The organism is Microterricola pindariensis, assembly GCF_002936985.1.
Lineage (GTDB): Bacteria > Actinomycetota > Actinomycetes > Actinomycetales > Microbacteriaceae > Microterricola > Microterricola pindariensis.
The window spans coordinates 16,359-38,724 of record NZ_MPZN01000021.1; the positions used below are offsets into that span (position 1 = coordinate 16,359).

The window sequence follows — 22,366 nt, forward strand, 5'->3', positions numbered from 1 at the left end:
ACGGCATCAGTCTTCGAGAACGAAGTCAGCGCCGAGGATCTGCAGCTTGCTGATGAAGTTCTCGTAGCCGCGCGCAATGATGCCGACGTTGCTCACCGTGGAGGTGCCCTCCGCGCTCAGCGCGGCGACGAGGTGGCTGAAGCCACCGCGCAGGTCCGGGACCTCGACGTCGGCGCCGTGCAGCTGGGTCGGCCCGGTGATCACGGCGGAGTGGTTGAAGTTGCGCTGCCCGAAACGGCAGGCGTGCCCGCCGAGGCACTCCTTGTGGATCTGGATGGTCGCACCCATGTCGACGAGCGCGTCGACGAAGCCGAAACGCTGCTCGTAGACCGTCTCGTGCACGATCGAGACGCCCTTGGCCTTGGTGAGGGCCACGACGAGCGGCTGCTGCCAGTCGGTCATGAATCCGGGGTGCACGCCGGTCTCGATGATGACCGGGTTGAGGTCACCGCCCGGGTGGTAGAAGCGGATGCCGTCTTCGAGGATGTCGAAGGCGCCGCCGACCTTGCGGAAGACGTTGAGGAACGTGAGCATCTCGGCCTGGCGCGCGCCGCCGACGGTGATGTCGCCCTCGGTGGCCAGCGCGGCGGCGGCCCAGCTGGCCGCCTCGTTGCGGTCGAACAGCGAGCGGTGGGTGTATCCGCGCAGCTGCTTGACGCCCTCGATGCGGATGACGCGGTCGGTGTCGACAGAGATCGTCGCGCCCATCTTCTGCAGGATGTTGATGAGATCCATGATCTCCGGCTCGATCGCCGCACCCTTCAGCTCGGTGATGCCCTCCGCGCGCACGGCGGTGAGCAGAACCTGCTCGGTCGCGCCGACGCTCGGGTAGGGCAGCTCGACCTTGGCTCCGTGCAGGCCGTTCGGTGCCGACATCCGGATGCCGCTCGGCAGCTTCTCGACGACGGCACCGAAGGTGCGCAGCACGTCCAGGTGGAAGTCGATCGGCCGGTCGCCGATGCGGCATCCGCCGAGGTCGGGGATGAAGGCCTCGCCGAGGCGGTGCAGCAGCGGCCCGCAGAACAGGATCGGGATGCGGCTGGAGCCGGCGTGTGCGTCGATGGCGGCGAAGTGGGCCACCTCGACGTTGCTCGGGTCGAGGATGAGCTCGCCCTCTTCCTCGCCCTCTGTGACCGTGACGCCGTGCACCTCGAGCAGGCCGCGCACGATGCGCACGTCGCTGATGTTGGGCACGTCCTTCAGAACGCTGGGGGTCTCCCCGAGCAGCGCCGCGACCATCGCCTTGGTGACGAGGTTCTTGGCACCCTTCAGTTCGATGCGACCGACCAGTGGCTTGCCACCGTGGATGGTGATCTTGTCGACCGAGAGGCCGACGGCTTCGCCGTGGTTCTTTGCATCTTCGCCGAGAGTATTCAAATGTTTTCCGCCTGCACGTTCTGCCTCGCTGGGAGGGGCTACTTTACTGGGAGAGTCTGGGGTCGCCAGCTCTCGCGGGTGGCCTCGAATTCTGAGATCAACGCTTCGTCGCGCAGGGTGAGCCCGATGTCGTCCAGACCTTCGAGCAACCTCCATCGAGTGTAATCGTCCACCTCGAAGGAAACCTGAAGGTCCCCGATGGTGGCGGTGCGCGCCACCAGGTCGACGGTCATCTCAGTGCCGGGATTCGCCTCGATGGCGGCCCACAACGCCTCGACCTCGTCCTCGGTGATCGCCGCGGCGAGCAGGCCCTGCTTGCCTGAGTTCCCGCGGAAGATGTCGCCGAAGCGCGGGCTCAGCACGACGTCGAAACCGAAGTCGCGGAGCGCCCAGACGGCGTGCTCGCGGGAGGAGCCGGTGCCGAAGTCTGCGCCGGCCACGAGAATTCGCGCACCCTGAAACTCGGGCTTGTTGAGCACGAATTCCGGGTCCTGGCGCCAGCCGTGGAACAGTGCGTCCTCGAAGCCGGTCTTGGTGACCCTCTTGAGGAAGACGGCGGGGATGATCTGGTCGGTGTCGACGTTGGAGCGGCGCAGCGGGGCCGCGACTCCGGTGACGGTGGTGAACTTCTCCATGGCTACTTCGCCTCTCCGCTGGTGACGGTCAAATCGCTGCTGTGCTCGAGGTCCCACGGGCTCGAGAGGGTTCCGCGGATGGCGGTGGCCGCCGCCACGAGCGGCGAGACGAGGTGGGTGCGGCCGCCCTTGCCCTGGCGCCCCTCGAAGTTGCGGTTCGAGGTCGACGCGCAGCGCTCCCCCGGGGCCAGCTGGTCCGGGTTCATGCCGAGGCACATCGAGCAGCCGGCGAAACGCCATTCGGCGCCGAAGTCGGTGATGATCTTGTCCAGGCCCTCTGCCTCGGCCTCGATGCGCACCCGGGCGGAGCCGGGGACGACCATGACGCGCACGCCGTCGGCCTTCTTCTGGCCCTGGATGATGCTGGCGAATGCCCGCAGGTCCTCGATCCGGCTGTTCGTGCAGGAGCCCATGAAGACGGCGTCGACGGCCACCTCCTTGAGCGGGGTGCCGGCGGTGAGGTCCATGTACTCGAGCGCGCGCTCGGCCGCGGCACGCTCGTTTGCGTCGGCGAAGTCGTTCGGGTTCGGCACGCTGTCGCTGAGCGATGCACCCTGACCGGGGTTGGTGCCCCAGGTGACGAAGGGCTCGAGCGTGTCGGCGTCGATCGTGACCTCGGCGTCGAAGGCAGCGCCCTCGTCGGTGGCCAGCGTGTCCCAGTAGGCGACGGCGTCGTCCCAGTCCTGGCCCTCCGGCGCATGGGCGCGGCCCTTGAGGTACTCGTAGGTGGTGGCATCCGGTGCCACCATGCCGGCGCGGGCGCCCGCCTCGATCGACATGTTGCAGATGGTCATGCGGCCATCCATCGACAGTGCGCGGATGGCGCTGCCGCGGTACTCGAGCACGTAGCCCTGGCCGCCGCCGGTGCCGATCTTGGTAATCACGGCGAGGATGATGTCCTTGGCGGTGACGCCGGGGCGCAGCGTTCCCTCGACGGTGATGGCCATCGTCTTGAACGGCTTCAGCGGCAGGGTCTGCGTGGCCATGACGTGCTCGACCTCGCTGGTGCCGATGCCGAACGCCATCGCGCCGAATGCGCCGTGGGTGGAGGTGTGCGAGTCGCCGCAGACCACGGTGATGCCGGGCTGGGTGAGGCCGAGCTGCGGCCCGACGACGTGCACGATGCCCTGCTCGATGTCACCGAGCGAGTGCAGGCGCACGCCGAACTCCTCGCAGTTGCGGCGCAGCGTCTCGATCTGGGTGCGGCTGGTGAGGTCGGCGATGGGCTTGTCGATGGCCAGCGTCGGGGTGTTGTGGTCTTCCGTGGCGATCGTCAGATCGGGGCGGCGGAGCGGGCGACCGGCCAGGCGCAGGCCGTCGAAGGCCTGGGGGCTCGTGACCTCGTGGACGAGGTGCAGGTCGATGTAGATGAGGTCCGGCGTGCCGTCCTCACCCTTCTTCACCAGGTGGGCATCCCAGACCTTTTCGGCCAGGGTGCGGGGGCGTGCAGCAGTGCGTGATTCGCTAGTCATGTGTGAGCGTCTTCCTCAGTGAATGGTTCTCAGCCAACGGTCTGGGCCAACGGCGAACTCCGCGACGAGGGAGGCCTGGAAACTAGGACTCGTCGCGGCACAGAAGAAGTCGACCGTACAACACGTCTACAGGCTAGCACTGCGCATCAGGGGGTCACCGCACGCACGACAACCACCGACACATTGTCGCTCCCGCCGGCTTCCAGCGCGGCCTCGACGAGCTCGTCGGCGATACCGGTGAAGTCGCCCTGGGCCTCGTGCCTGGCGAAGATCGCCGAGATCTCGCTGCGCTCCAACTCCTTGCTGAGCCCGTCGGAGCAGACCAGGTAGGTGCCGTACTCGCGAGGCTGGTTCAGCCAGACGTCGACATCGACGCTGTCCTCCGCGCCGAGGGCGCGGGTGATGACGTTGCGCTCCGGATGCTGCTCGGCGTCCTCCGCGCTGATCAGGCCGGCATCCACCATCTCCTGCACGGCCGAGTGGTCGACGCTCTGCTGACGGAGCACGCGGCCGTCCCAGCCGTAGACGCGGGAGTCGCCGACGTTGAAGACCATCCAGCGGTAGCTCTCCCCCTCCTCGTCCGGCCCGGCGTCGACGAGGGCGACGCCGGTGAGGGTCGTGCCGGCCACCGCGGTGCCGGAGTCGCCGACCGTGCTGAGATCGCGCACGGCGTCGTTGGCGGAGTGGATCGCGTCGAGCACCTGCTCCGGGGTGGTGAGCACGCCCGGGGCGATGTGCTCGGCGAAGACCTGGACGACGGCCTGGCTGGCCGCGTCGCCCTTGGCATGCCCGCCCATGCCGTCGGCGACGAGGAACACGGGCGCCGCCGCCAGCAGCGAGTCCTCGTTCACTTTGCGCACCGCCCCGACGTCGCCCCGCGCCTCCACGAAGAGGTCGAGCGTTCCGCTCGGCAGCGCGAAGGGGCTCGGCTGGTCAATTGCCACGTGTATCTCCCGGATGACGGCGATGACGGCACTGCGCCGTACGAACGCTCCAAGTTACCAAAGCTGGCAGTGCCCCAGCGCACGTTCGTGCAGGGCGGAATCCGCCGGCGGCAACGAGGAAACCCCCGCCGGGTGAGCCGTCGGGGTTACGACAGGCTCACCCAGCGGGGGTTTCTCAACCGGCGGGGGTTTCGCGGTCAGCGCGGGTCACGCGGCGGGGCTCCCGCTCCGCGCGGGCCGCCGATGATTAGTCCTCTGTGAAGTGCGGGACCTCTTCGAGCAGCGTGTGACCGCGCTTCTTGGCATCCGCGCGCGCCTTGATCAGGCTGGCGATGGTGGCGATCGCCATGGAGCCGATGATCACGCCCAGCGAGGTCCAGGTGTCGATCTCGGGCGCCCAGGCGATGCCCTCTCCGCCGTTGATGAACGGCAGCTCGTTGGTGTGCATGGCGTGGAAGACGAGCTTGACGCCGATGAAGAACAGGATGAACGCGATGCCGTACTTGAGGTACTCGAGGCGCTCCAGCAGCCCGCCGAGCAGGAAGTAGAGCTGGCGGAGGCCCATCAGCGCGAAGACGTTCGCGGTGAACACGATGAACGGGCTCTGCGTGATGCCGAAGATGGCCGGGATCGAGTCGAGCGCGAAGATCAGGTCCGTCGTGCCGATGGCGATGAAGACGATGATCATCGGGGTGAGCACCTTGCGGCCGTCGATGACGGTGCGGACCTTGGCGCCGTCGTACTCGTCGCTGATTGTGACGCGGCGGCGCAGCCAGCGGATGAGGCCGTTCTCGCCGTCGCCCTCCTCCTCCTTGCCGAATGCCTGCTTGATGGCGGTGAAGAGCAGGAAGGCGCCGAAGATGTAGAAGACCCAGCTGAAGCTCTCGATGAGCTGGGCGCCGAGCAGGATGAAGACTCCGCGCAGCACGAGGGCGATGATGATGCCCACCATCAGCACCTCTTGCTGGTACTTCCTGGGCACGCTGAAGCGGGCCATGATGATGACGAACACGAAGAGGTTGTCTATCGACAGGCTGTACTCGGTGAGCCAACCGGCCAGGAACTGGCCCGCGAACTCGCCGCCGGCGAAGAGCAGCATCAGCCCGGCGAAGATGAGGGCGAGCACGACGTAGAAGGCGACCCACAGCGAGGCTTCCTTCATGGAGGGCACGTGGGGGCGCTTGAAGACGATCAGCAGGTCTGCGACGAGGATGAGCGTCAGCAGGATCAGCGATCCGACTTCGAATGCGATGGGCAGATCGGGGTGCACGGGGGCCTTTCGGAAGGGGCTCCCACTCGCGAAAGTGGGTAGCACGAGGCTCGAAAGTCTCTCCCGCATTCTGCTCTCATCGGTGTGAGAACGAAATGCCCCGAGCCCGGAGTGCCGACTGCGGCGCCCGTATTGACGGATTCGAGGTGGGCCGATGGCCCGGTGGGATACTCCCCTTCGCTCTGCAGAGTCTAACGGATGCCGCGGGGCGCCCTTCACAGCGGGAGCCGTGTTTCCTTCCCCTAGTATTTTCCTGCGCACCCGCCCTGCGCAGCATTCCACCCCCAACTCTGGAGACTGTGTGAGCCTCGTCACGCCCCCGCCCGCCCGCGAATTCCGCAAGAGCCCGGCCTCGGCCGCCCTCGGATACACGATCTTCTTCAGCCGCTGGCTGCAGGCGCCGCTCTACCTCGGCCTCATCGTCGCGCAGGGCGTGTACGTCGTCCTGTTCATGAAGGAGCTCTGGCACCTGATCTCGGACTTCGGCGAGATGGACGAGACCAAGATCATGATGCTCGTGCTCGGCCTGATCGACGTCGTGATGATCGCGAACCTCCTGATCATGGTGATCATCGGCGGCTACGAGACCTTCGTCTCCAAGATCAACCTGGACGGCCACCCCGACCAGCCGGAGTGGCTCAGCCATGTCAACGCCAACGTGCTCAAGGTCAAGCTGGCGATGGCCATCGTCGGAATCTCCTCGATTCACCTGCTCAAGACCTTCATCGAGGTGGGCGGCATCGGCGGCCCGAAGGACAAGGCGCTGTACACCAGTGAGGGCGTGCTCTGGCAGGTCGTCATCCACTGCGTGTTCATCCTCTCCGCCATCGCCCTGGCCTGGATCGACAAGATGTCCCAGCACGCCCACGTGGAGGCGGCTCAGGCGGCGCACGCGCACGCCCCCGCCCCCGCCCCCGCCGTTGCGCATGCAGCGGCGCCCGCCCCCGCGCCGGCACCCGCCCCGCACCGCGATCTGGTCGACTCCCTCTGATCGCACGCCTCTCGCTCGTCTACAGTTGCGGATGACGGCACACCCGTCGTCACGTTCAACGACGAGCGAGAGGCGTTTGCGTGCTGGCACTATTCAAGCCACACGGCGCTCCCGGACTGGAACTGGCCCACCGGCCGGAACCGGTCCCGGGCGACCGAGAAGTCAAGATCCGCGTGCTGCGAACCGGCATCTGCGGAACAGACCTGCATATTGAGAGCTGGGATGCCTGGGCGGCGAAAACCATCGTGCCGCCCCTCATCCCCGGCCATGAGTTCTTCGGCGAGGTCGTCGAGATCGGCCGCGAGGTGCGCGACGTCGCCGTCGGCGCCCGGGTCTCCGGCGAAGGCCACATCGTCTGCGGCAACTGCCGCAATTGCCGCGCCGGGCGCAGGCAGATGTGCATCCGCACGCTCAGCGTCGGCGTCAACCGCGACGGCGCGTTCGCCGAGTACATCGTCATCCCGGAGAGCAACGTCTGGGTGCACCACGACGACGTCTCCCCCGACCTCGGCGCCCTCTTCGACCCGTTCGGCAACGCCGTGCACACGGCGCTCAGCTTCCCGCTGGTCGGCGAGGACGTGCTGATCACCGGGGCGGGGCCGATCGGCCTGATGTCCGCGGCCGTCGCCCGGCACATCGGGGCGCGCTTCATCGTCGTCACCGACGTCTCCGCGCCGCGGCTCGAGCTGGCCAGGCAGGTCGGCGCCGACGTCACCGTGAACGTCGCCGAGCGGCGCATCGCCGACGCGCAGCGCGAACTCGGCATGCGCGAGGGCTTCGACGTCGGCTTCGAGATGAGCGGGCACCCCGGCGCGCTGCCGGAGATGATCGAGAACCTCAACCACGGCGGGCGGGTGGCCATGCTCGGCCTGCCGAGCGCGCCGATCGAGGTGGACTGGGCGAAGGTCGTCACGCACATGCTCACCATCAAGGGCATCTACGGACGCGAGATGTACGAGTCGTGGAACGCGATGAGCGCCATGCTGCAATCGAGCAACGCGCTCCGCGACGCGCTGGCGGCGGTCGTCACCGACCGCTTCGCCGCGCAGGAGTGGGAGGCGGGCTTCGCGGCGGCCCGCGAGGCGCACGGCGGCAAGGTCGTGCTGGATTGGAGCGGGGTCGGCGATGAATAGGAGCACCGAATGTACGGAACGATGAAGCAGCAGGCCCAGGAGACGCTCGACGAGATCGCGGCGGCAGGCCTGTTCAAACACGAGCGCCGCATCAGCTCGGCCCAGTCGGCGCACATCTCCGCCAACGGCGGAGATGTGCTGAACTTCTGCGCCAACAACTACCTCGGCCTCGCCGACCACCCCGTGATCGTGGCCGCCGCGCAGGAGGCGATGGACGACTGGGGCTTCGGCCTGGCCAGCGTCCGATTCATCTGCGGCACGCAGGACCTGCACATCGAGTTGGAGCGACGCGTCTCCGAGTTCCTCGGCACCGACGACACGATCCTGTTCTCCAGCTGTTTCGACGCAAACGGCGGCGTCTTCGAGGGCCTGTTCGGCCCGGATGACGCCATCATCAGCGACGCGTTGAACCACGCGTCGATCATCGACGGCATCCGGCTCTGCAAGGCGGCCAGGTACCGCTACGCCAACCGCGACATGGTCGAGCTGGAGGCGCAGCTGCTGGCGGCATCCGGGGCCCGGCAACGCCTGATCGTGACCGACGGCGTGTTCTCGATGGACGGCTCGCTCGCTCCGCTGGCCGAGATCTGCGATCTGGCGGAGCGCCACAACGCGCTCGTCATGGTCGACGACTCGCATGCGGTCGGCTTCGTCGGCGAGCACGGCCGCGGCACCCCGGAACTGGCCGGGGTGGAGCGCCGCGTCGACCTGTACACGGGCACGTTCGGCAAGGCGCTCGGCGGTGCGTCCGGTGGTTACGTCGCGGGCCACGCCGAGCTGATCGCGCTGCTCCGGCAGCGCGCCCGGCCCTACCTGTTCTCGAACACCGTCGCCCCGGCCGTCGTCGCCGGTACCCTGGCCGCACTCGACCTCGTCGCCGGCAGCGGCGCCGACAGGGAGCGGCTGCGCCGGAACGCCGCGCACTTCCGGGCGCGGATGACCGCGGAGGGATTCGAGCTGATCCCGGGCGAGCACCCGATCGTGCCCGTCATGTTCGGCGACGCCGCCCTGGCGGCGCGCATCGCCGACCACATGCTCGGCGACGGCGTCTACGTGATCGCGTTCAGTTACCCGGTCGTGCCGCGGGGCACCGCCCGGATCCGGGTGCAGCTGTCGGCCGCGCACAGCGAGGCCGACATCGAGAAGGCCGTCGACGCCTTCGTGCGCGCGAGGGACGCGGAGCGGGCGGTGTCCGCCTAGAGCGTCCCCTCCAGGCGCGGGCCTGGCTCCCACGGCGGGGCGTCGGCGATGAGCTCGACCGCGTCGGCGCCGTCGCCGAGCGGGTGAGCGATCTCGTCCTTCGGCAGCCGGGCCCAGACGATGGCGATCACCGCGAAGACGAGCGGCAGCACGCCGGCAATGACGAAGGTCGGGGCGAGGCCGATCGCCTCTCCCACCGGGCCGGCCAGCGCCATCGAGATCGGCATGAACGCCAGGGAGACGAAGAAGTCGAGGCTGGACACCCGGCCCAGCATGTGCGGCGGAACGCGGCGCTGCAGCAGGGTGCCCCAGATCACCCCGCCGATCGAGAAGCTGAATCCGACGATGAACACGGCGAGCCCCATCAGCCACACCTGGTCGGTGAAGCCGATGACGGCCAGGGGAAGGCTGCCGAGCCCCCAGGCGAGCGTCAGAACGGTGAGGTAGCGCCGCGGCATCCGCCTCGAGGAGATGAACAGGGCGCCCAGCACACTGCCCACCCCGAATGCGGCCAGCACGAGCGCGTACTCGGTGGCGCCGCCGCCCGCGGAGTCGCGCACGGCGAAGGGGGCCAGCACGTCGATCGGGCCCATGATGACGAGCACGAAGGCCATCGAGAAGAGCAGGGTCGCGAGCAGCCAGGGCGTCGAGAACATGTAGCGGAAGCCCTCGGCGAGGTCGCCGAGCGCCGCGCGCAGGGGGTGCCTGGCCACCTCGGCCTCCAGGTTGCGCCGGAGCGGGACGGGTCGCAGCACGACGAGCGCCACGACCGCGACCACCTGCAGGGCGCCCACGATGACGAACGCGAGGGCCGGGGACGCCGCGGCCACGGCGGCGCTGGCCAGTGCGGGCCCGGCGGCCTGCATCGCGGCGGGGCGCAGCATGCCCTCGAAGCCGTTCGCGGCCAGCAGGTCGTCGCCGGGCAGGATCGAGGGCAGCATGGCGCTGTAGGCCGGGTAGAAGAAGCCCTCCCCCACACCGATCACGAGGGCCGCGATCATGAGGTGCCAGATCTCCAGGGTCTCGGCCAGCGCCAGCCAGGCGATCGCGCCGATCACGATGATCTTCGAGGCCTCGACGACGAGCAGGATGCGCTTCTGCACCACCCGGTCGGCGACCACGCCGCCGACCAGCACGACGGCGACCAGGCCGATGGCGCTCATCGTGGCGACGAGGGAGAGTTGGGCCGGGCCGCCGCCGAGCTCCATGACCTGCCAGACGACGGCGACGAACCACATCCCGGAGCCCAGCAGCGACAGCGTGAGCGCGGCCGCGAGGATGCGGTACTGGCGGGTGCGGAACGGGCGGAGCGCGCGCGGCAGCTGCGCCCTCGCTTGCGCCGACTCGCTCATCGCTACTCCCCGGTGTCTGCTGTCTGAGACGCGTGCAACGGCGCCGCCGTCAATTCTCTCCGACGACGCAGCCGGAGTGCCACCATCAGGCCCACAAAGATGGCGAGGCCAAGGAGCAGCATCGGCACCCAGGCGGCGCCCGGCCCGCTCGCCCACAGTTCGAGATCGAACTGCTGCTGAATGGTGAGGATGCCGCCGAGGCCGGCGGTGCCGTCCGTGGCGATCAGCAGCACGCCGACGCCGATCATCAGCAGGGCGGAGACGACCTCGATCCAGGTGGAGCGCCAGCGGCCGATCCGCACGACGCGCGGGCGCAGCCAGCCGCGGCTGCCGATGTCGAACGCCTCCCAGGCCAGGGCCAGCAGGAACAGCGGCACGACCATGCCGAGGGCGTAGACGGTGAGCAGGGCGCCGCCGAACAGGGCGTCGCCGCGGAGCGCCGCGATGGTGAGAATGGAGCCGAGCACCGGGCCGGAGCAGCTGCCGGCGACGCCGAACGCGATTCCGAGGATGTAGACCGAGAGCGCCCCGGAGCCACCGCCGTGCTGCACCTGCGGCAGCCGCATCCGCACCCCGGCCAGGCTCAGCACGCCGGCGAGGATGACCAGGCCGCCGGCGATCGTGACGATGAGCCCGCGGTGCCCGGTGATCAGCGCGCCGAGGGTGCTGGCGAAGATGCCGATCGGCAGCAGCATGGTGAGCAGGCCGAGGAAGAACACGGCCGTGCGGGCGAGGAGCTGCGTGCGCGAACTGAACGCGTAGGCGAAGAAGGAGGGCAGCAGCAGCGCCGAACACGGGCTCAGCAGGGTGACGAGGCCGCCGAGGAAGGCGGCGGCGAGCCCGATCTCCATGACGGGGCCCGTTACGGGCGCGCGGCTTGGCGCTCGATGACGGCCTGGAACGTCTCCAGCGGGTGGGCGCCGGCAATGCCCTCGTCACCGATGAGGAACAGCGGTGTGCTCGTCGCGCCGATGGACTGCGCCTCCTGCAGGTCCGCCTGCACGGCGGCACGGTGCGTCTCGGAGTCGAGCCCCAGCTCGAACGCGGCCAGGTCGGGCACGCCGACCTGCTCGGCGAAGCCGATCAGCATCGCCCGGTCGATGTCGGGGTGGCCGCGCTCCGGGGCCGCGGCGGCGACGGCCGCGTTGTACTCCCAGAACAGCCCCTGATCGCCGGCCGCGCGGGCGGCGATGGCGGTCTGGACCGACTGCTCGCCGAAGATCGGCAGGTCGCGCCACTCGATGCGCAGGGTGCCGTCGGCGAGGTACTGCTCCATGATCTTCGGCATCGTGTCGCGGGTGAACAGGCTGCAGAACGGGCAGCGGTAGTCGGCGTACTCGATCATCACGACGGGGGCGTCGACGGCGCCGAGGGCGGTCGGGTCGCCGTCGATGCGGCGGGCCAGGTCTGGCACGCCGGATGCCGTCTGCTGCTGCTCGGCGCCGGGCTCTGCCTGGCCGGGGGCCGTCTGGCCGGGAGTCGCGGACGCGTTTCCGCCGAGCGGGGAGTTCATCACGATGGCGGTGCCGAGCCCGCCGAGGAGCGCGGATCCGAGGGCGATGACGATCACGCTGGAGAGGCGAAACCGCCGTTGTGAGTTCGCGGCCATGTCTCGTTCTCCCCTGTTTCGTACCCGTATATGCCCAGTTTCGTACCGGTATATGCAGAGAAGGCCTCCGGAGAACCGGAGGCCTTCTACCTGTGTTGTGACCCCAACCGGATTTGAACCGGTGCTGCCGCCGTGAGAGGGCGGTGTCCTAGGCCGCTAAACGATGGGGCCGTTTTTGCAACTCGTCAATTATGCCACAGCTTTCGGTGCCACTCTGACACGGACGGCCATCGACCCGCACCAACACTGGGCTCTCGCGGGCCGGCCGCCGCGCGGCCCGGGCGGGTCGCGGCCCTTCGCCGCGGCTGTTGGCTTCGGTCGCCGGCGCTCCCCCGAGCCAACGCGGAGATGCACGTCGGCTTGAGCGAGGAACGAGCGAAGCCCCGCAGCCCACCCGATCGGGCCGCAGCCGGGGCGTGGCTGTTGGCTTCGGTCGCTGGCGCTCCCTCGAGCCGGCGTGGGGATGCACGTCGGCTTGAGCGAGGAACGAGCGAAGCCCCGCAGCCGACCCGATCGGGTCGCAGCCGGGGAGTGGCTGTTGGCTTCGGTCGCTGGCGCTCCCTCGAGCCGGCGTGGAGATGCACGTCGGCTTGAGCGAGGAACGAGCGAAGCCCCGCAGCCGACCCGATCGGGTCGCAGCCGGGGAGTGACTGTTGGCTTCGGTCGCCGGCGCTCCCTCGAGCCAACGGGGGGCGGGCGGGGCGACAGGCTCGACCAGCGGGAGCTCCCCCGCGTGCGCCTGGAGCCGGCGCGAAACTGCGCCGGAAACACAGAAAGCCTCCGGATTACCGGAGGCTTTCTGACGTGTGTGACCCCAACCGGATTTGAACCGGTGCTGCCGCCGTGAGAGGGCGGTGTCCTAGGCCGCTAAACGATGGGGCCGTTTTTGCAACTTGAAAAGTATGTCACACGGTGTGGGGGCATTCCAAATTGATGCAGTCCCGGGCGTTTTGCCCGGCCCGTGAGCGCTCAGACCAGCATTCTCAGGGCGCCGGGAACGACCGCCACCTCAAGCGGCAGCGGGCCGACCCGCTCCCCGTCGGCGTAGGCGACGACGTCGGCCGCGGCCAGCGTCACGGTGCGCACCCGCGTGATCTCGACCTCCGGCTCGCCCACGTGCTCCCCCGCGAAGACGCGCGGGAAGAGTCTCAGGAACCGCGGCTTGGAGAGCGCGCTGACGATGAGCAGGTCCAGCTCGCCGTCGTCGAGCTCGGCGTCCGGGGTGATCTTCATGCCGCCGCCGATCGACACCCCGTTGGACACCGCAATGAGCATCGCGCTGACCTCGCGGGCGACGCCATCGACGACCAGCGAATAGCGGATCGGCTTGAAGCTGACCAGCTCGCGCACCATCGCGATGGTGTACCGGCTCGGCCCGCGCGGGCGCGTCATCCGGTTGGCGCGCTCGTTCACCCGCGCGTCGAAGCCGGCGGAGAGGGCCCCGCAGAACCAGGTGGTGAGGCCGCCGTGCCGCACCCGGGCCGCGTCGATGACGCGCGGCTCCCGCTGCAGCGCCGCGAGCAGCAGGTCGATGCCCGCCTCCGCGTCGTCGATGGGCAGGCCGAGCGCCCTGGCCATGTCGTTGCCGGTTCCGGATGCCACGATGCCCAGTGGCGTCGCCGTGCCGGCCACCAGATTGGCGCCGAGCGACACCATTCCGTCGCCGCCGACGACGATCAGCGCGTCGGTGCCGAGGGCGACGGCATCCTCTGCCTCCCGGCGGAGCAGTTCGAGGTTGGGCTCGCGCAGCATCGCCACCTGGTGGCCGGCCTCGGCCAACCGCTCGGCGACCCGCGGGCCGACGTCGCGGCGGCGCCCGAAGGAGGCATTCGGGTTGATCGCCACGGTCAGGCGCAGAGGAGCAGACAGCATAGGCCGATTATGGGGGTGATCGGCGGGCCGGCACCAATTGGGCGCTGCGTGTTGCGGCCGGGGGTGACACGGTGTTTGCTCGAGGGCATGCGCATCACGAAACTGGAACACGCGGCGGTCATCATCGAGAACGCGGGCGAGACGCTCATCATCGACCCGGGCAAGTTCACCCGCCCGATCGAGCCGGACGCCTCGGTCGTCGCCGTCGTGATCACCCATCTGCACGATGACCACTGGACGCCGGAGCAGCTGGAGCGCATCCGCGCCGCCAGCCCCGGGGTCACCCTGTTCGGCCCGGCCGGTGTCGTGGCCGCTGCCGCCACGGCCGGCATCCCTGTGCAGCCGGTCGCAGCCGGCGACAGCGTCGTCGTCGGCGGCTTCGAGCTGCGCTTCTTCGGCGGCACGCATGCGCTCATCCACCGCTCGATCCCGCTGATCGACAATGTCGGTGTGCTGGTCAACGGGTGCTTCTACTACGGCGGCGACTCCTTCGACGCTCCGGCCGACACGGTCGTCGAGGTGCTGGCCGTGCCGGCCGCCGCCCCCTGGATGAAGCTGTCGGAGGCGATGGACTACGTCGAGGCGGTCGCGCCGAGGCACAGCTTCCCGACGCACGAGATGCTGCTCTCGGACGCCGGCAAGGCGCTCTCCAACGCCAGGCTCGCGTGGAGCACGGAACAGGCCGGCGGGCAGTTCAGCCCGCTCACGCCGGGCGAGTCCATCGAGATTTAGCCACTCGGCCGGAGCGCCGTCGACGGCGAGATGGTGGTGAACGGATTGCCGCCGTACTTCGCGTTCGCCACCGACATCACGGCCGACCACATGCGGTGCCTGGCCGTGGAGGCCAGCCCGCTGTCGAAGTAGGTCGCCCGCTGGTTGGCCTCCCCCGTCACACTGACGACGGCCGCAACGGTGGCGACCTCGCTGCTCGCCCCGTTCATCCAGGTGTCCTTGTTGCCGTCGGTCGTGCCGGTCTTGCCGATCATGGGCACGCGGGGCGACGTCGACGTCCACGACTGCGTGGCAGTGCCGCTGGTCAGCACCCCTTGCAGGGCGAAGTGCATGGCGGCGGCGACATCCGGCGACACCGACTGTTGGCAGACCGACTGTGGCACAGGCAGCTCAGCGCCGCTCGAGTCGACGATGCGATCGATCGCGACGGCGCTGCAGGTCACGCCGTTGTTCGCGATGCCGGCGAACGCGACTGCCATGCTGAGCGGCGCGACCTCGTTGATGCCGATGACCGCCGATGCGCTCTGCACGAGTGGCTCGCCGTCGGCCCTGTGCATGTCGAATGCCTCCGCCGTCTTGCGGATGCCGCAGAGATCGAGCTTCTTGGCCATGCCGATGTAACCGGTGTTGATCGACTGCAGCGTCGACTGCAGCGCCGTGTAGTTGGCGCCGGCCTCATTGGCGTCGTTCTTCGGACTCCAGTGCTCGCTGTCGTAGTTCTGCGGCCCCAGGCAGCTGTCTTTGAAGGTGCCCCAGCTCGCCTTCGGCCGGGAGTCGACCCGCTCGTTCAACGAATGCCCCTCCTTCAACCACTGGGCCAGCGTGAACACCTTGTACCCCGAACCCGGCTGGAACCCACCGGAACCGCCCTGGTTGTAGTCGGTGTTGTAGTTGAGCGCGGTGTACGTGGGGTCAGCGCCGGCGACCGCCGGGTCTTGGGTGTACGCCTTGTTCTGCACCATCGCGAGCACCCGGCCGCTGCCGACCTCCACACTCGAGATGACGCCTCCGACGTCCCACCCCGGGTAGCTCAGCGGCACGTTCTCGCCCATGGCGCGCGTCGCCGCATTCTGCAGGTCCATGTCGAGCGTGGTGTACACGTTGTAGCCGCCGCGGCGGAAGTTGAGCAGGCGGGTGTCGGCATCGGCCCCGAAGACGGGGTCCGTCTGCAGCACCGCGCTGACGTAGTCGCAGAAGAACGCGGAGGGGCCAGCCGTCTGGCAGCCAGTGCTCGGCTCCGTGATCTGGGGCTCGATGGGGGCGGCGACAGCCTCGTCGTGCTGCTGCTGGGTGATCTTGTCGTAGCGCAGCATCTGGTCGAGGATGTAGTCGCGCCTGGTGCGATTGGCCGCGTAGCCGTTGGCGGCGCCGTTCGAGAAGCTGTCCGGGTTGTCCAGCTGGAACTTCACCGGGTTGTTGACGATGGCCATCAGGCTGGCCGACTGGGAGAGGGTCAGTGCGGATGCCGAGGTGTTGAAGTAGTAGTTGGCTGCCGCTTCGATGCCATACACCCGGCCGCCGAATCCGGCGATGTTCAGGTAGCCGAGAAGCACCTGATCTTTGGTGTACCGCTTCTCCACCCCGAGCGCCAGGCGCATCTCCTTGAGCTTGCGCGACGCAGACGTCGCGGTCGCCTCGTCGTAGCAGCTCATCCGCTTCGCCTCTGTGGCCTCGAGCTCGCAGGTCTGCACGCGCACATTCTTGACGTACTGCTGGGCGATCGAGGAGCCGCCCTGAATCTGGTCGCCGAGCACCGTCATCGCCACGGCGCGCAGCGTGCCCTGGGCGTCGATGCCGTTGTGCTCGTAGTAGCGCGGGTCCTCGCCGGCGATCGTCGCATCCTTGACGAACTGGCCCACCTGGTCCCAGCCCACCTCGACGCGGTTCTGGTCGTAGAACGAGGCGAGCAGGATCGGCGTGCCATCGGTCTGCATCGCGTAGATGTTGCTCTTCTGGGAGAGCGGGGTGATGGCGAGGTATTCGGGGAGACCCTCGAAGTAGGCCATCGAGTTGCTCGCGGCCAGACCGCCCAGGGCGACGACGGGGGTGACAGCGCCGGCCACGAGCACCCCGCAGGCGATGGCGGCGGCCACGAGGCCGAGCAGCCCGCCGATCACTCCCCCCGGGCTTCGCGTCTCGGTGAAGGAGGGCTTCTGAGGTTTCTTTCGGCCCACTGGATCACACCCGTCCTGCACACTCATCAACCCAACCGGAGTTCAATGGAACAACATCGAATCGTCGAAGTCCAGAGATTCCAGCCAGAAAATGAGCCGTCCTCGGCTAATTTTCAGGCCCTGGAACGGCGGGCGCTGGCCTTCCAGACGAAGTCGATGATGATGGACAGGGCGATGATGCCGACGAGTGCGATGGCGCTCGTCGGCTCCTCGGCGAGGGTCGTGGTGCAGAACACGATGAAGGTGCCCAACGTCGTGATGAGGGCGATCACCAGCACGACGATGCTGGCGCCGGTGATGCGGAACAGCCGGAAGTGCGCGACCGTGACGGCGGAGAAAACCAGCAGGGCGACCGCGCTGCCGATGGAGGCGATCTTGTTCACGTCGAAGCCGACGACCAGCGTGATCGCGAGTGCCGCCATGACGAGCAGTCCGACCGGGAACCGCCCGACCGAGCGGCCGAAGACGGGCGGGAACTGTCCGACCGAGGCGAGGTGGGCCGTCATCCCGATCGACGGGTAGAGCCCGGCGTTGACGGCGCCCGTCGTCGAGAAGAGCGCCGTGATCACCATGAGCACGTAGCCGGCCTGGCCCAGCACCGGCTTCGCCGCCTCGGCGAGCGCGGTGCTGCCGTACTCGACGACCTGGTCGGCGGTGAGAGTGCCGAAGACGCCCAGGGAGACGGCGACGTAGATCGTCGTGGCGATGGCGATGGCCAGGTAGATGGCCGTGGGCAACTGGCGGGCCGGGTTGGGGAGGTCCTTGGCGGTGAAGGTGATCACACCGAAGCCGAGGAAGGCGAAGAAGGTGAGTGCGACGCTGGCAACGATCTCCTGGACCCCCGGGTAGCCAGACGGCGCGAGCAGCGCCGGGTTCCAGGTGGCGATGGTGACCGCCGCGAAGACGACCAGGATGCCGAGCACCACGATCACGATGACCGATTGCACGCGGGCGACGGCTGTCGGGCCGACCGCGTTCAGCCCCGTCATGACGAGCACCAGCGCCACAGCCAGCGCCTTCGCCCAGAACGGGTCTCCGTCGGCGACGACCGAGCTGGCGTAGCTGCCGAAGGAGGAGGCGATCATGGCGACGACGATGGACCCGGCGGAGAAGAACAGCCACGAACCGATGCCGGTCAGGTGGCCCTCCCCGAACCCGCGGCTGAGGAAGGTGAGGATGCCGCCGCCGGAGGGATACTGGGCGCCGAGTTTGGCGAACGAGTAGCCCTGCAGTGCGGCGATGATCCCGGCGATGAGGAACGACAGCCAGACGGCCGACCCCGCCACCGCGCCCGCCGCGCCCAGCAGGGCGAAGATCCCGGCGCCGACCATCGAGCCGACGCCGATGAACGTCGCCTGGAGGACGGTCATCCTCTTCGTGCCCGTTGGAGCGGACATCTCACCCTCCCGCGAAATCGAGGTGGCCGGCGCGTGCTCAGCCGCGGGCGGCCTCGGCCAAGTTGAGGATGAACAGCGTCTGCGCGGCGATCATCCGCTCGATCTCGCCCGGGTCGACGGACTCGTCCGAGGCGTGGATGCGGGACTGCGCCGTGTCCTCCGCGCCCCACAGGATGATCGCCCCCTGCGGCGCCACCTTCTGCAGTGAGGCCACCAGAGGGATCGACGCCCCGCTGCCGATCGACTCGACGGGCGCACCGTAGGCGTCGGTGAGCGCGGTGGAGGCGGCGACGATCGCCGGGTGCGACTCGTCCACGGCGAAGGCGTGGCCCACCTTGACCTTCTCCACCTCGACCTGGCAGTTCCAGGGGCGCTGTGCGCGCAGGTGCGCCATCAGCGCCTCGAGCTGGGCGTCGCCGTCCGAGCCGGGCACGATCCGCATCGAGAGCTTCGCCGTGACCTCCGGCAGCAGCACGTTGGAGGCCTCCGCCGTGTTCGGCAGGTCCATGCCGAGCACCGTGACTGACGGCTTGGCCCAGATCCGGTCGGAGAGCGTTCCGGTGCCGAGGTACTCGACGTCGGGCAGGATGGCGGAGCCCTCCCGGTAGACGTCCTCCTCCATGGCCGCGCCGCTCCAGCTACTGCTGTCGACGCCGGGGATGACGGTGTCGCCGTTCTCGTCGTGCAGCGTGTCGAGGATCCGGATCATGGCGGTCAGCGCGTCGGGCGCCGCCCCGCCGAACATGCCGGAGTGCACCGGGTTGGCGAGGGTGCGCACCGTGACGGTGCAGGCGACATCACCGCGGAGCGCGGTCGTGAGCCCGGGCCGCCCGACCCGCTGCGGGCCGATGTCGGCAATCACGTAGGCGTCCGCCGTGAACAGCTCGGGGTTGGCCTCCACGAACGCCTCCAGGTGCGAGATCGTCTCCTCCTCCCCCTCGACCAGGATCTTGAGGTTGCACGGCAGCTGCGCGCCGAGCAGCTTGAGCGTTCCGTAGTGGATGATGAGGCCGGACTTGTCGTCGGCCGCGCCGCGCCCGTAGATGCGGCCGTCGGGCTTCGTGATGGGCTCGAACGGCTCACTCGACCAGCCCTGGCTGGGCGGCGCGGGCTGCACGTCGTAGTGCGCGTACAGCAGCACGGTCGGCGAGCCGGCCGGGCCGGGGATGTCGGCGTACACGCACGGGTAGCCGTCTGGCACATCGAGCAGGCTCACGCCCGTCACCCCGGCATCCGTGAACAGCTCGACGACGGCCGCGCCCATCGCGTGCACCGGTTCGGGATCGAAGCCGGGGAAGGCGATGGAGGGGATGCGCACGAGACGCTCGAGGCGCTCCAGCACCTCGGGCATGAGCTCTGCGGCTGCGGCGGCGATGCGGCTGGGGTCGGACATGGGTTCCTCCTCGACGGGCTGGGTTCTTGTGCGGTGGTGGGGGGCGCTCACGCAGGAATCGCGAGCTGTATCAACAGGCCGGCCGCGACGACCGCGGCCCACGACACCAGCATCGGGATCGTGAACGAGTGCCAGACGGGCACCTGGGTCAGCTTGGTCGACCCCGTGAGGTCCGTTTCGACGGCGGCGATCTGCGAGCCGTTCGCCGGGAACAGCCAGACGCCGATGAGGGACGGCCACATGGCGGTGATGATTCCCGGTGCCAGGCCGGCGGCCAAGGCGATGGGGATCATGGTGTTCGTCGTCGCCGACTGGCTGGTCGTCAGACCACAGACGATGAACAGGGCGACCGCGAGCAGGAGCGGGTTGGCCTCGATCATCGCGCCGAGCGGTTCGATGATCGTCTCCTGGTTGGCCGAGATGAAGGTGTCGGCCATCCACGCGATACCGAAGAGGGCGACCGCGGCGACGAAGCCGGACTTGAGCAGCGGCTGCTCGACGACGGTGGACGGCTTAACCCGGCGGGCCAGGATGATGACGAGGGCCACGCTGAACATGATCATCTCGATGACCGTCGACATGCCGATCGGCACCAGTTCGCCCTCCTCGTCCGGGAAGGCCGGGCGGAGACCGGGGAACAGGCCGAGCAGCACGATCAGCAGGGTCCCGGAGACGAAGATCATCGCGGCGGTCATGCCGCCCGGGGGGACGGGGTGCTCGATCATCACGGCCTTCGCGGGCGGCCGCTCCGCGTCGCTGCCACCGGAGGCGCCCCCGGAGGGGCCGCCCGAGGCGGCGTCGGCGGCCGGCACCGGGCTCGTGCCCATCTTCGCCGCGTACCGCTCGGCCAGGACCGCCGGCACCTCCACCGTGCCCTCTTCGACCCTCCTGAGGAACACCGGGTCGTCGAGCAGGTCCTTGCCGAGGCGCTGCTGCACGAAGGAGGCCACGATACAGGCGACGACGGCGGCCGGTACGGTGATGAGCAGGATCTGGGGAAGCCCGTACCCCGTGCCCTCCATGAGCACGAGGTAGGCGGCCATGGCCGCCGAGACCGGGCTCGCCGTGATCCCGAGGCCCGAGGTGACCGTTGAGGCCGCGAGGGCACGCTCCGGGCGCTGCCCGTTGCGGTACGAGGTCTCGTAGATGACGGGGATGAGGGCGAAGAAGATGTTCGACGTTCCCGAGAGCACGGTGAACACGAACGCGACGAGCGGTGCCACGTAGGTCAGCCGCTTCGGGTTCGCCTGGATGATCTTCGAGGCGATCGAGACCAGGTAGTCGATGCCGCCGGCGGCCTGCATCGCGGAGGATGCCGTGATCACCGCGATGATGATGAAGAACGCGTCGACCGGGATGGAGCCGGGCGGCAGCTGGAAGGCGAAGACCAGGACGACGGTGCCGACGACGCCCCAGAGCCCGAGGCCCAGGCCCCCGGTCCGGACGCCGAGCACGATGGCCCCGATGACGACACACGCTTGCAAGACCACGAGCACGATTTCCATCGCCACTCCATCCGTTGGCAGTGATCCGACGAGCACGCCCTCGCCGGCGGTGGCCCAGCGTAACCCGCACGCAGGGAGAGGGCCATCATGCTGCGAGGGTGATAAGTCGGCGGGCCAGCGGATGCCGCGAATGGGCCGTTAAACGACGAAAACCCGGGAGATCACTCCCGGGTTCGTACTGTTTTATTGCTGGGGTACCTGGACTCGAACCAAGAACAAAGGTACCAGAAACCTCCGTGTTGCCAATTACACCATACCCCAATGCCCTACCGGGCCGGTGACCCGGAAGCGAACCTCGGGCCGAAAAGAACTCTAACCCATGCGGCGAGCTAGGGCAAAACCGGAGCTGAATCCCGCGCGTGCCGCACCCGTTTTCGGGGCTGTCAGAGCAGCGGTCCGAGCAGGTCCCGGTTCAGCGCAGCCGCCACCTGGGCGCCGTGCCCGGCCGCGATGATGAGCTGCTCCGGACCGGGGGCCGTTGAGTCGCCTGCGGCGTACACGCCGACGACGCTGGTGCGGCCGAGGCCGTCCACGGCGATCAGGCCCGAGTCGTCCAGCCGCACCCCGATGCCGTCGAGGTAGTCGATGGCGGGGGTCCACTCCGGGCGCACGAAGCCGGCTTCGCGCGGGATCGTCTCGCCGTCCTCGAGCAGGACGCCCGTCATCCGGCCGCGCTCCCCCACGACGTCGGCGATGGCGCGCCGCTCGACTTGCACGCCGCGCCGGGCCAACGCGGCCTGCTCCGCCGGGGTCACGGCGGCGGAGCCGTTCGTGAACACGATCAGGTCGCTCGACCACTGGCTGATCAGCAGGGCCCGCTCGGCGAGGTCGCCGGACTCGCCGATCAGGGCGAGGGCGGCGTCGCGCTTCTCGTAGCCGTCACACTCGATGCAGCTGTGCAGGTCGGTCCCGTACCAGGCACGCAGGCTCGGCACGGATGGCAACTTCTCGATCAGGCCCGTCGCCACGACGATGTTGCCGACCGTGGCCTCCAGGTCGCTCGAACCGCGGATGCCGCGCACGCTGAGCCGGAAGCCGTCCGCGTCGTGCTGCACGCGCTGAACGAGCCCGGCATGGAAGTTCGCGCCGGGGTACCCCTCGAACTCCTCACGGCCGAGCTTGCGCAGCTCCAGCGGCGGCACGCCGTCGCGGGTGAGGAAGCCGTGCGAGCGCAGCGTCGCCGCATTCCTCGGCCGGTTGCTGTCGACCAGCAGGACGGTTCGGCGGGACCGCACGAGGCCCAGCGCGGCGCTCAGCCCCGCCGGGCCCGCACCGATGACGGCGACGTCGAAATCGCTCACGACACCCTC

General features: G+C 68.8%; 18 protein-coding genes and 3 tRNA genes. 4 read left to right on the plus strand and 17 right to left on the minus strand.

From position 1 onward, the window contains the following. Positions 1 to 6 precede the first annotated feature (6 nt). The 5 genes from murA to GY24_RS08135 form a co-directional block, all read right to left on the minus strand. A complete protein-coding gene (gene murA / locus GY24_RS08115) occupies positions 7 to 1,377 on the minus strand; it encodes a UDP-N-acetylglucosamine 1-carboxyvinyltransferase (protein ID WP_104475179.1) in 1,371 nt (456 codons plus the stop codon). A 38-nt stretch (positions 1,378 to 1,415) separates the two neighbouring features. Next, positions 1,416 to 2,012, minus strand: a complete 597-nt coding sequence (gene leuD, locus GY24_RS08120; protein ID WP_083363555.1) for a 3-isopropylmalate dehydratase small subunit — start codon at positions 2,010 to 2,012, stop codon at positions 1,416 to 1,418. 2 nt (positions 2,013 to 2,014) lie between these two features. Next, positions 2,015 to 3,484, minus strand: a complete 1,470-nt coding sequence (gene leuC / locus GY24_RS08125; protein ID WP_104475180.1) for a 3-isopropylmalate dehydratase large subunit — start codon at positions 3,482 to 3,484, stop codon at positions 2,015 to 2,017. A gap of 146 nt (positions 3,485 to 3,630) precedes the next feature. Continuing rightward, positions 3,631 to 4,428: a PP2C family protein-serine/threonine phosphatase gene (locus GY24_RS08130; protein WP_233279268.1), complete on the minus strand. Its 798-nt coding sequence runs from the start codon at positions 4,426 to 4,428 to the stop codon at positions 3,631 to 3,633. 247 nt (positions 4,429 to 4,675) lie between these two features. Next, positions 4,676 to 5,698, minus strand: a complete 1,023-nt coding sequence (locus GY24_RS08135) for a TerC family protein (RefSeq protein ID WP_202972929.1) — start codon at positions 5,696 to 5,698, stop codon at positions 4,676 to 4,678. Between the two features lie 301 nt (positions 5,699 to 5,999). Here GY24_RS08135 and GY24_RS08140 point away from each other — a divergent pair, with 301 nt between their 5' ends. From GY24_RS08140 to GY24_RS08150, 3 genes are all read left to right on the plus strand, one after another. After that, positions 6,000 to 6,689, plus strand: coding sequence for a TIGR00645 family protein (locus GY24_RS08140; RefSeq protein WP_233279269.1), 690 nt, complete (start codon positions 6,000 to 6,002; stop codon positions 6,687 to 6,689). A gap of 80 nt (positions 6,690 to 6,769) precedes the next feature. Continuing rightward, positions 6,770 to 7,822, plus strand: coding sequence for an L-threonine 3-dehydrogenase (tdh, locus tag GY24_RS08145; RefSeq protein WP_104475183.1), 1,053 nt, complete (start codon positions 6,770 to 6,772; stop codon positions 7,820 to 7,822). Positions 7,823 to 7,831: 9 nt separating this feature from the next. Further along, entirely contained in the window at positions 7,832 to 9,022 is a 1,191-nt protein-coding gene (locus GY24_RS08150; protein WP_104475184.1) for a glycine C-acetyltransferase, read from the plus strand. On the opposite strand, the gene GY24_RS08155 is transcribed toward GY24_RS08150, so the two are convergent. The 6 genes from GY24_RS08155 to GY24_RS08180 form a co-directional block, all read right to left on the minus strand. After that, positions 9,019 to 10,374, minus strand: coding sequence for an MFS transporter (locus GY24_RS08155; RefSeq protein ID WP_104475185.1), 1,356 nt, complete (start codon positions 10,372 to 10,374; stop codon positions 9,019 to 9,021). The genes GY24_RS08150 and GY24_RS08155 overlap by 4 nt on opposite strands. Before the next feature lie 2 nt (positions 10,375 to 10,376). Next, entirely contained in the window at positions 10,377 to 11,225 is an 849-nt protein-coding gene (locus tag GY24_RS08160) for a cytochrome c biogenesis CcdA family protein (RefSeq protein ID WP_104475186.1), read from the minus strand. Between the two features lie 11 nt (positions 11,226 to 11,236). Further along, on the minus strand, positions 11,237 to 11,983 hold the full coding sequence (locus GY24_RS08165; RefSeq protein ID WP_104475187.1) for a DsbA family protein: 747 nt from the start codon (positions 11,981 to 11,983) through the stop codon (positions 11,237 to 11,239). A 98-nt stretch (positions 11,984 to 12,081) separates the two neighbouring features. Then, positions 12,082 to 12,154, minus strand: a tRNA-Glu gene (locus GY24_RS08170). A 638-nt stretch (positions 12,155 to 12,792) separates the two neighbouring features. Continuing rightward, a tRNA-Glu gene (locus GY24_RS08175) sits at positions 12,793 to 12,865 on the minus strand. An 87-nt stretch (positions 12,866 to 12,952) separates the two neighbouring features. After that, positions 12,953 to 13,855, minus strand: a complete 903-nt coding sequence (locus tag GY24_RS08180; RefSeq protein WP_104475188.1) for a diacylglycerol/lipid kinase family protein — start codon at positions 13,853 to 13,855, stop codon at positions 12,953 to 12,955. An 87-nt stretch (positions 13,856 to 13,942) separates the two neighbouring features. Between GY24_RS08180 and GY24_RS08185 the strand changes: the two genes are divergently transcribed. Then, a complete protein-coding gene (locus GY24_RS08185; protein WP_104475209.1) occupies positions 13,943 to 14,587 on the plus strand; it encodes an MBL fold metallo-hydrolase in 645 nt (214 codons plus the stop codon). Here the strand turns inward: GY24_RS08185 and GY24_RS08190 are convergent. The 6 genes from GY24_RS08190 to GY24_RS08215 all read right to left on the minus strand — a co-directional run bounded on the left by GY24_RS08190 (position 14,584) and on the right by GY24_RS08215 (position 22,357). After that, positions 14,584 to 16,704, minus strand: a complete 2,121-nt coding sequence (locus GY24_RS08190; protein ID WP_161498709.1) for a transglycosylase domain-containing protein — start codon at positions 16,702 to 16,704, stop codon at positions 14,584 to 14,586. The genes GY24_RS08185 and GY24_RS08190 overlap by 4 nt on opposite strands. A 170-nt stretch (positions 16,705 to 16,874) precedes the next feature. Further along, a complete protein-coding gene (locus tag GY24_RS08195) occupies positions 16,875 to 18,158 on the minus strand; it encodes an APC family permease (protein WP_104475190.1) in 1,284 nt (427 codons plus the stop codon). A 37-nt stretch (positions 18,159 to 18,195) separates the two neighbouring features. Continuing rightward, positions 18,196 to 19,551, minus strand: a complete 1,356-nt coding sequence (locus tag GY24_RS08200) for a M20/M25/M40 family metallo-hydrolase (protein WP_104475191.1) — start codon at positions 19,549 to 19,551, stop codon at positions 18,196 to 18,198. Positions 19,552 to 19,598: 47 nt separating this feature from the next. Then, positions 19,599 to 21,056 carry an anaerobic C4-dicarboxylate transporter family protein gene (locus tag GY24_RS08205; protein WP_104475192.1) on the minus strand — a complete coding sequence of 486 codons (1,458 nt, stop codon included), beginning with the start codon at positions 21,054 to 21,056 and terminating at the stop codon, positions 19,599 to 19,601. Positions 21,057 to 21,245: 189 nt separating this feature from the next. Then, positions 21,246 to 21,317: transfer RNA gene (locus tag GY24_RS08210), tRNA-Gln, on the minus strand. Between the two features lie 122 nt (positions 21,318 to 21,439). Continuing rightward, a complete protein-coding gene (locus tag GY24_RS08215; RefSeq protein ID WP_104475193.1) occupies positions 21,440 to 22,357 on the minus strand; it encodes an NAD(P)/FAD-dependent oxidoreductase in 918 nt (305 codons plus the stop codon). Positions 22,358 to 22,366: the final 9 nt, after the last annotated feature.

Bases quoted from the DNA above. Each gene is read 5' to 3' on its own strand.
- GY24_RS08160 (WP_104475186.1), bottom strand. From the start codon at position 11,225: ATGGAGATCGGGCTCGCCGCCGCCTTCCTCGGCGGCCTCGTCACCCTG.
- GY24_RS08165 (WP_104475187.1), bottom strand. From the start codon at position 11,983: ATGGCCGCGAACTCACAACGGCGGTTTCGCCTCTCCAGCGTGATCGTC.
- GY24_RS08150 (WP_104475184.1), top strand. From the start codon at position 7,832: ATGTACGGAACGATGAAGCAGCAGGCCCAGGAGACGCTCGACGAGATC.
- GY24_RS08155 (WP_104475185.1), bottom strand. From the start codon at position 10,374: ATGAGCGAGTCGGCGCAAGCGAGGGCGCAGCTGCCGCGCGCGCTCCGC.
- leuC (WP_104475180.1), bottom strand. From the start codon at position 3,484: ATGACTAGCGAATCACGCACTGCTGCACGCCCCCGCACCCTGGCCGAA.
- GY24_RS08200 (WP_104475191.1), bottom strand. From the start codon at position 19,551: ATGTCCGACCCCAGCCGCATCGCCGCCGCAGCCGCAGAGCTCATGCCC.
- GY24_RS08180 (WP_104475188.1), bottom strand. From the start codon at position 13,855: ATGCTGTCTGCTCCTCTGCGCCTGACCGTGGCGATCAACCCGAATGCC.
- GY24_RS08195 (WP_104475190.1), bottom strand. From the start codon at position 18,158: ATGTCCGCTCCAACGGGCACGAAGAGGATGACCGTCCTCCAGGCGACG.
- GY24_RS08205 (WP_104475192.1), bottom strand. From the start codon at position 21,056: ATGGAAATCGTGCTCGTGGTCTTGCAAGCGTGTGTCGTCATCGGGGCC.
- leuD (WP_083363555.1), bottom strand. From the start codon at position 2,012: ATGGAGAAGTTCACCACCGTCACCGGAGTCGCGGCCCCGCTGCGCCGC.
- GY24_RS08185 (WP_104475209.1), top strand. From the start codon at position 13,943: ATGCGCATCACGAAACTGGAACACGCGGCGGTCATCATCGAGAACGCG.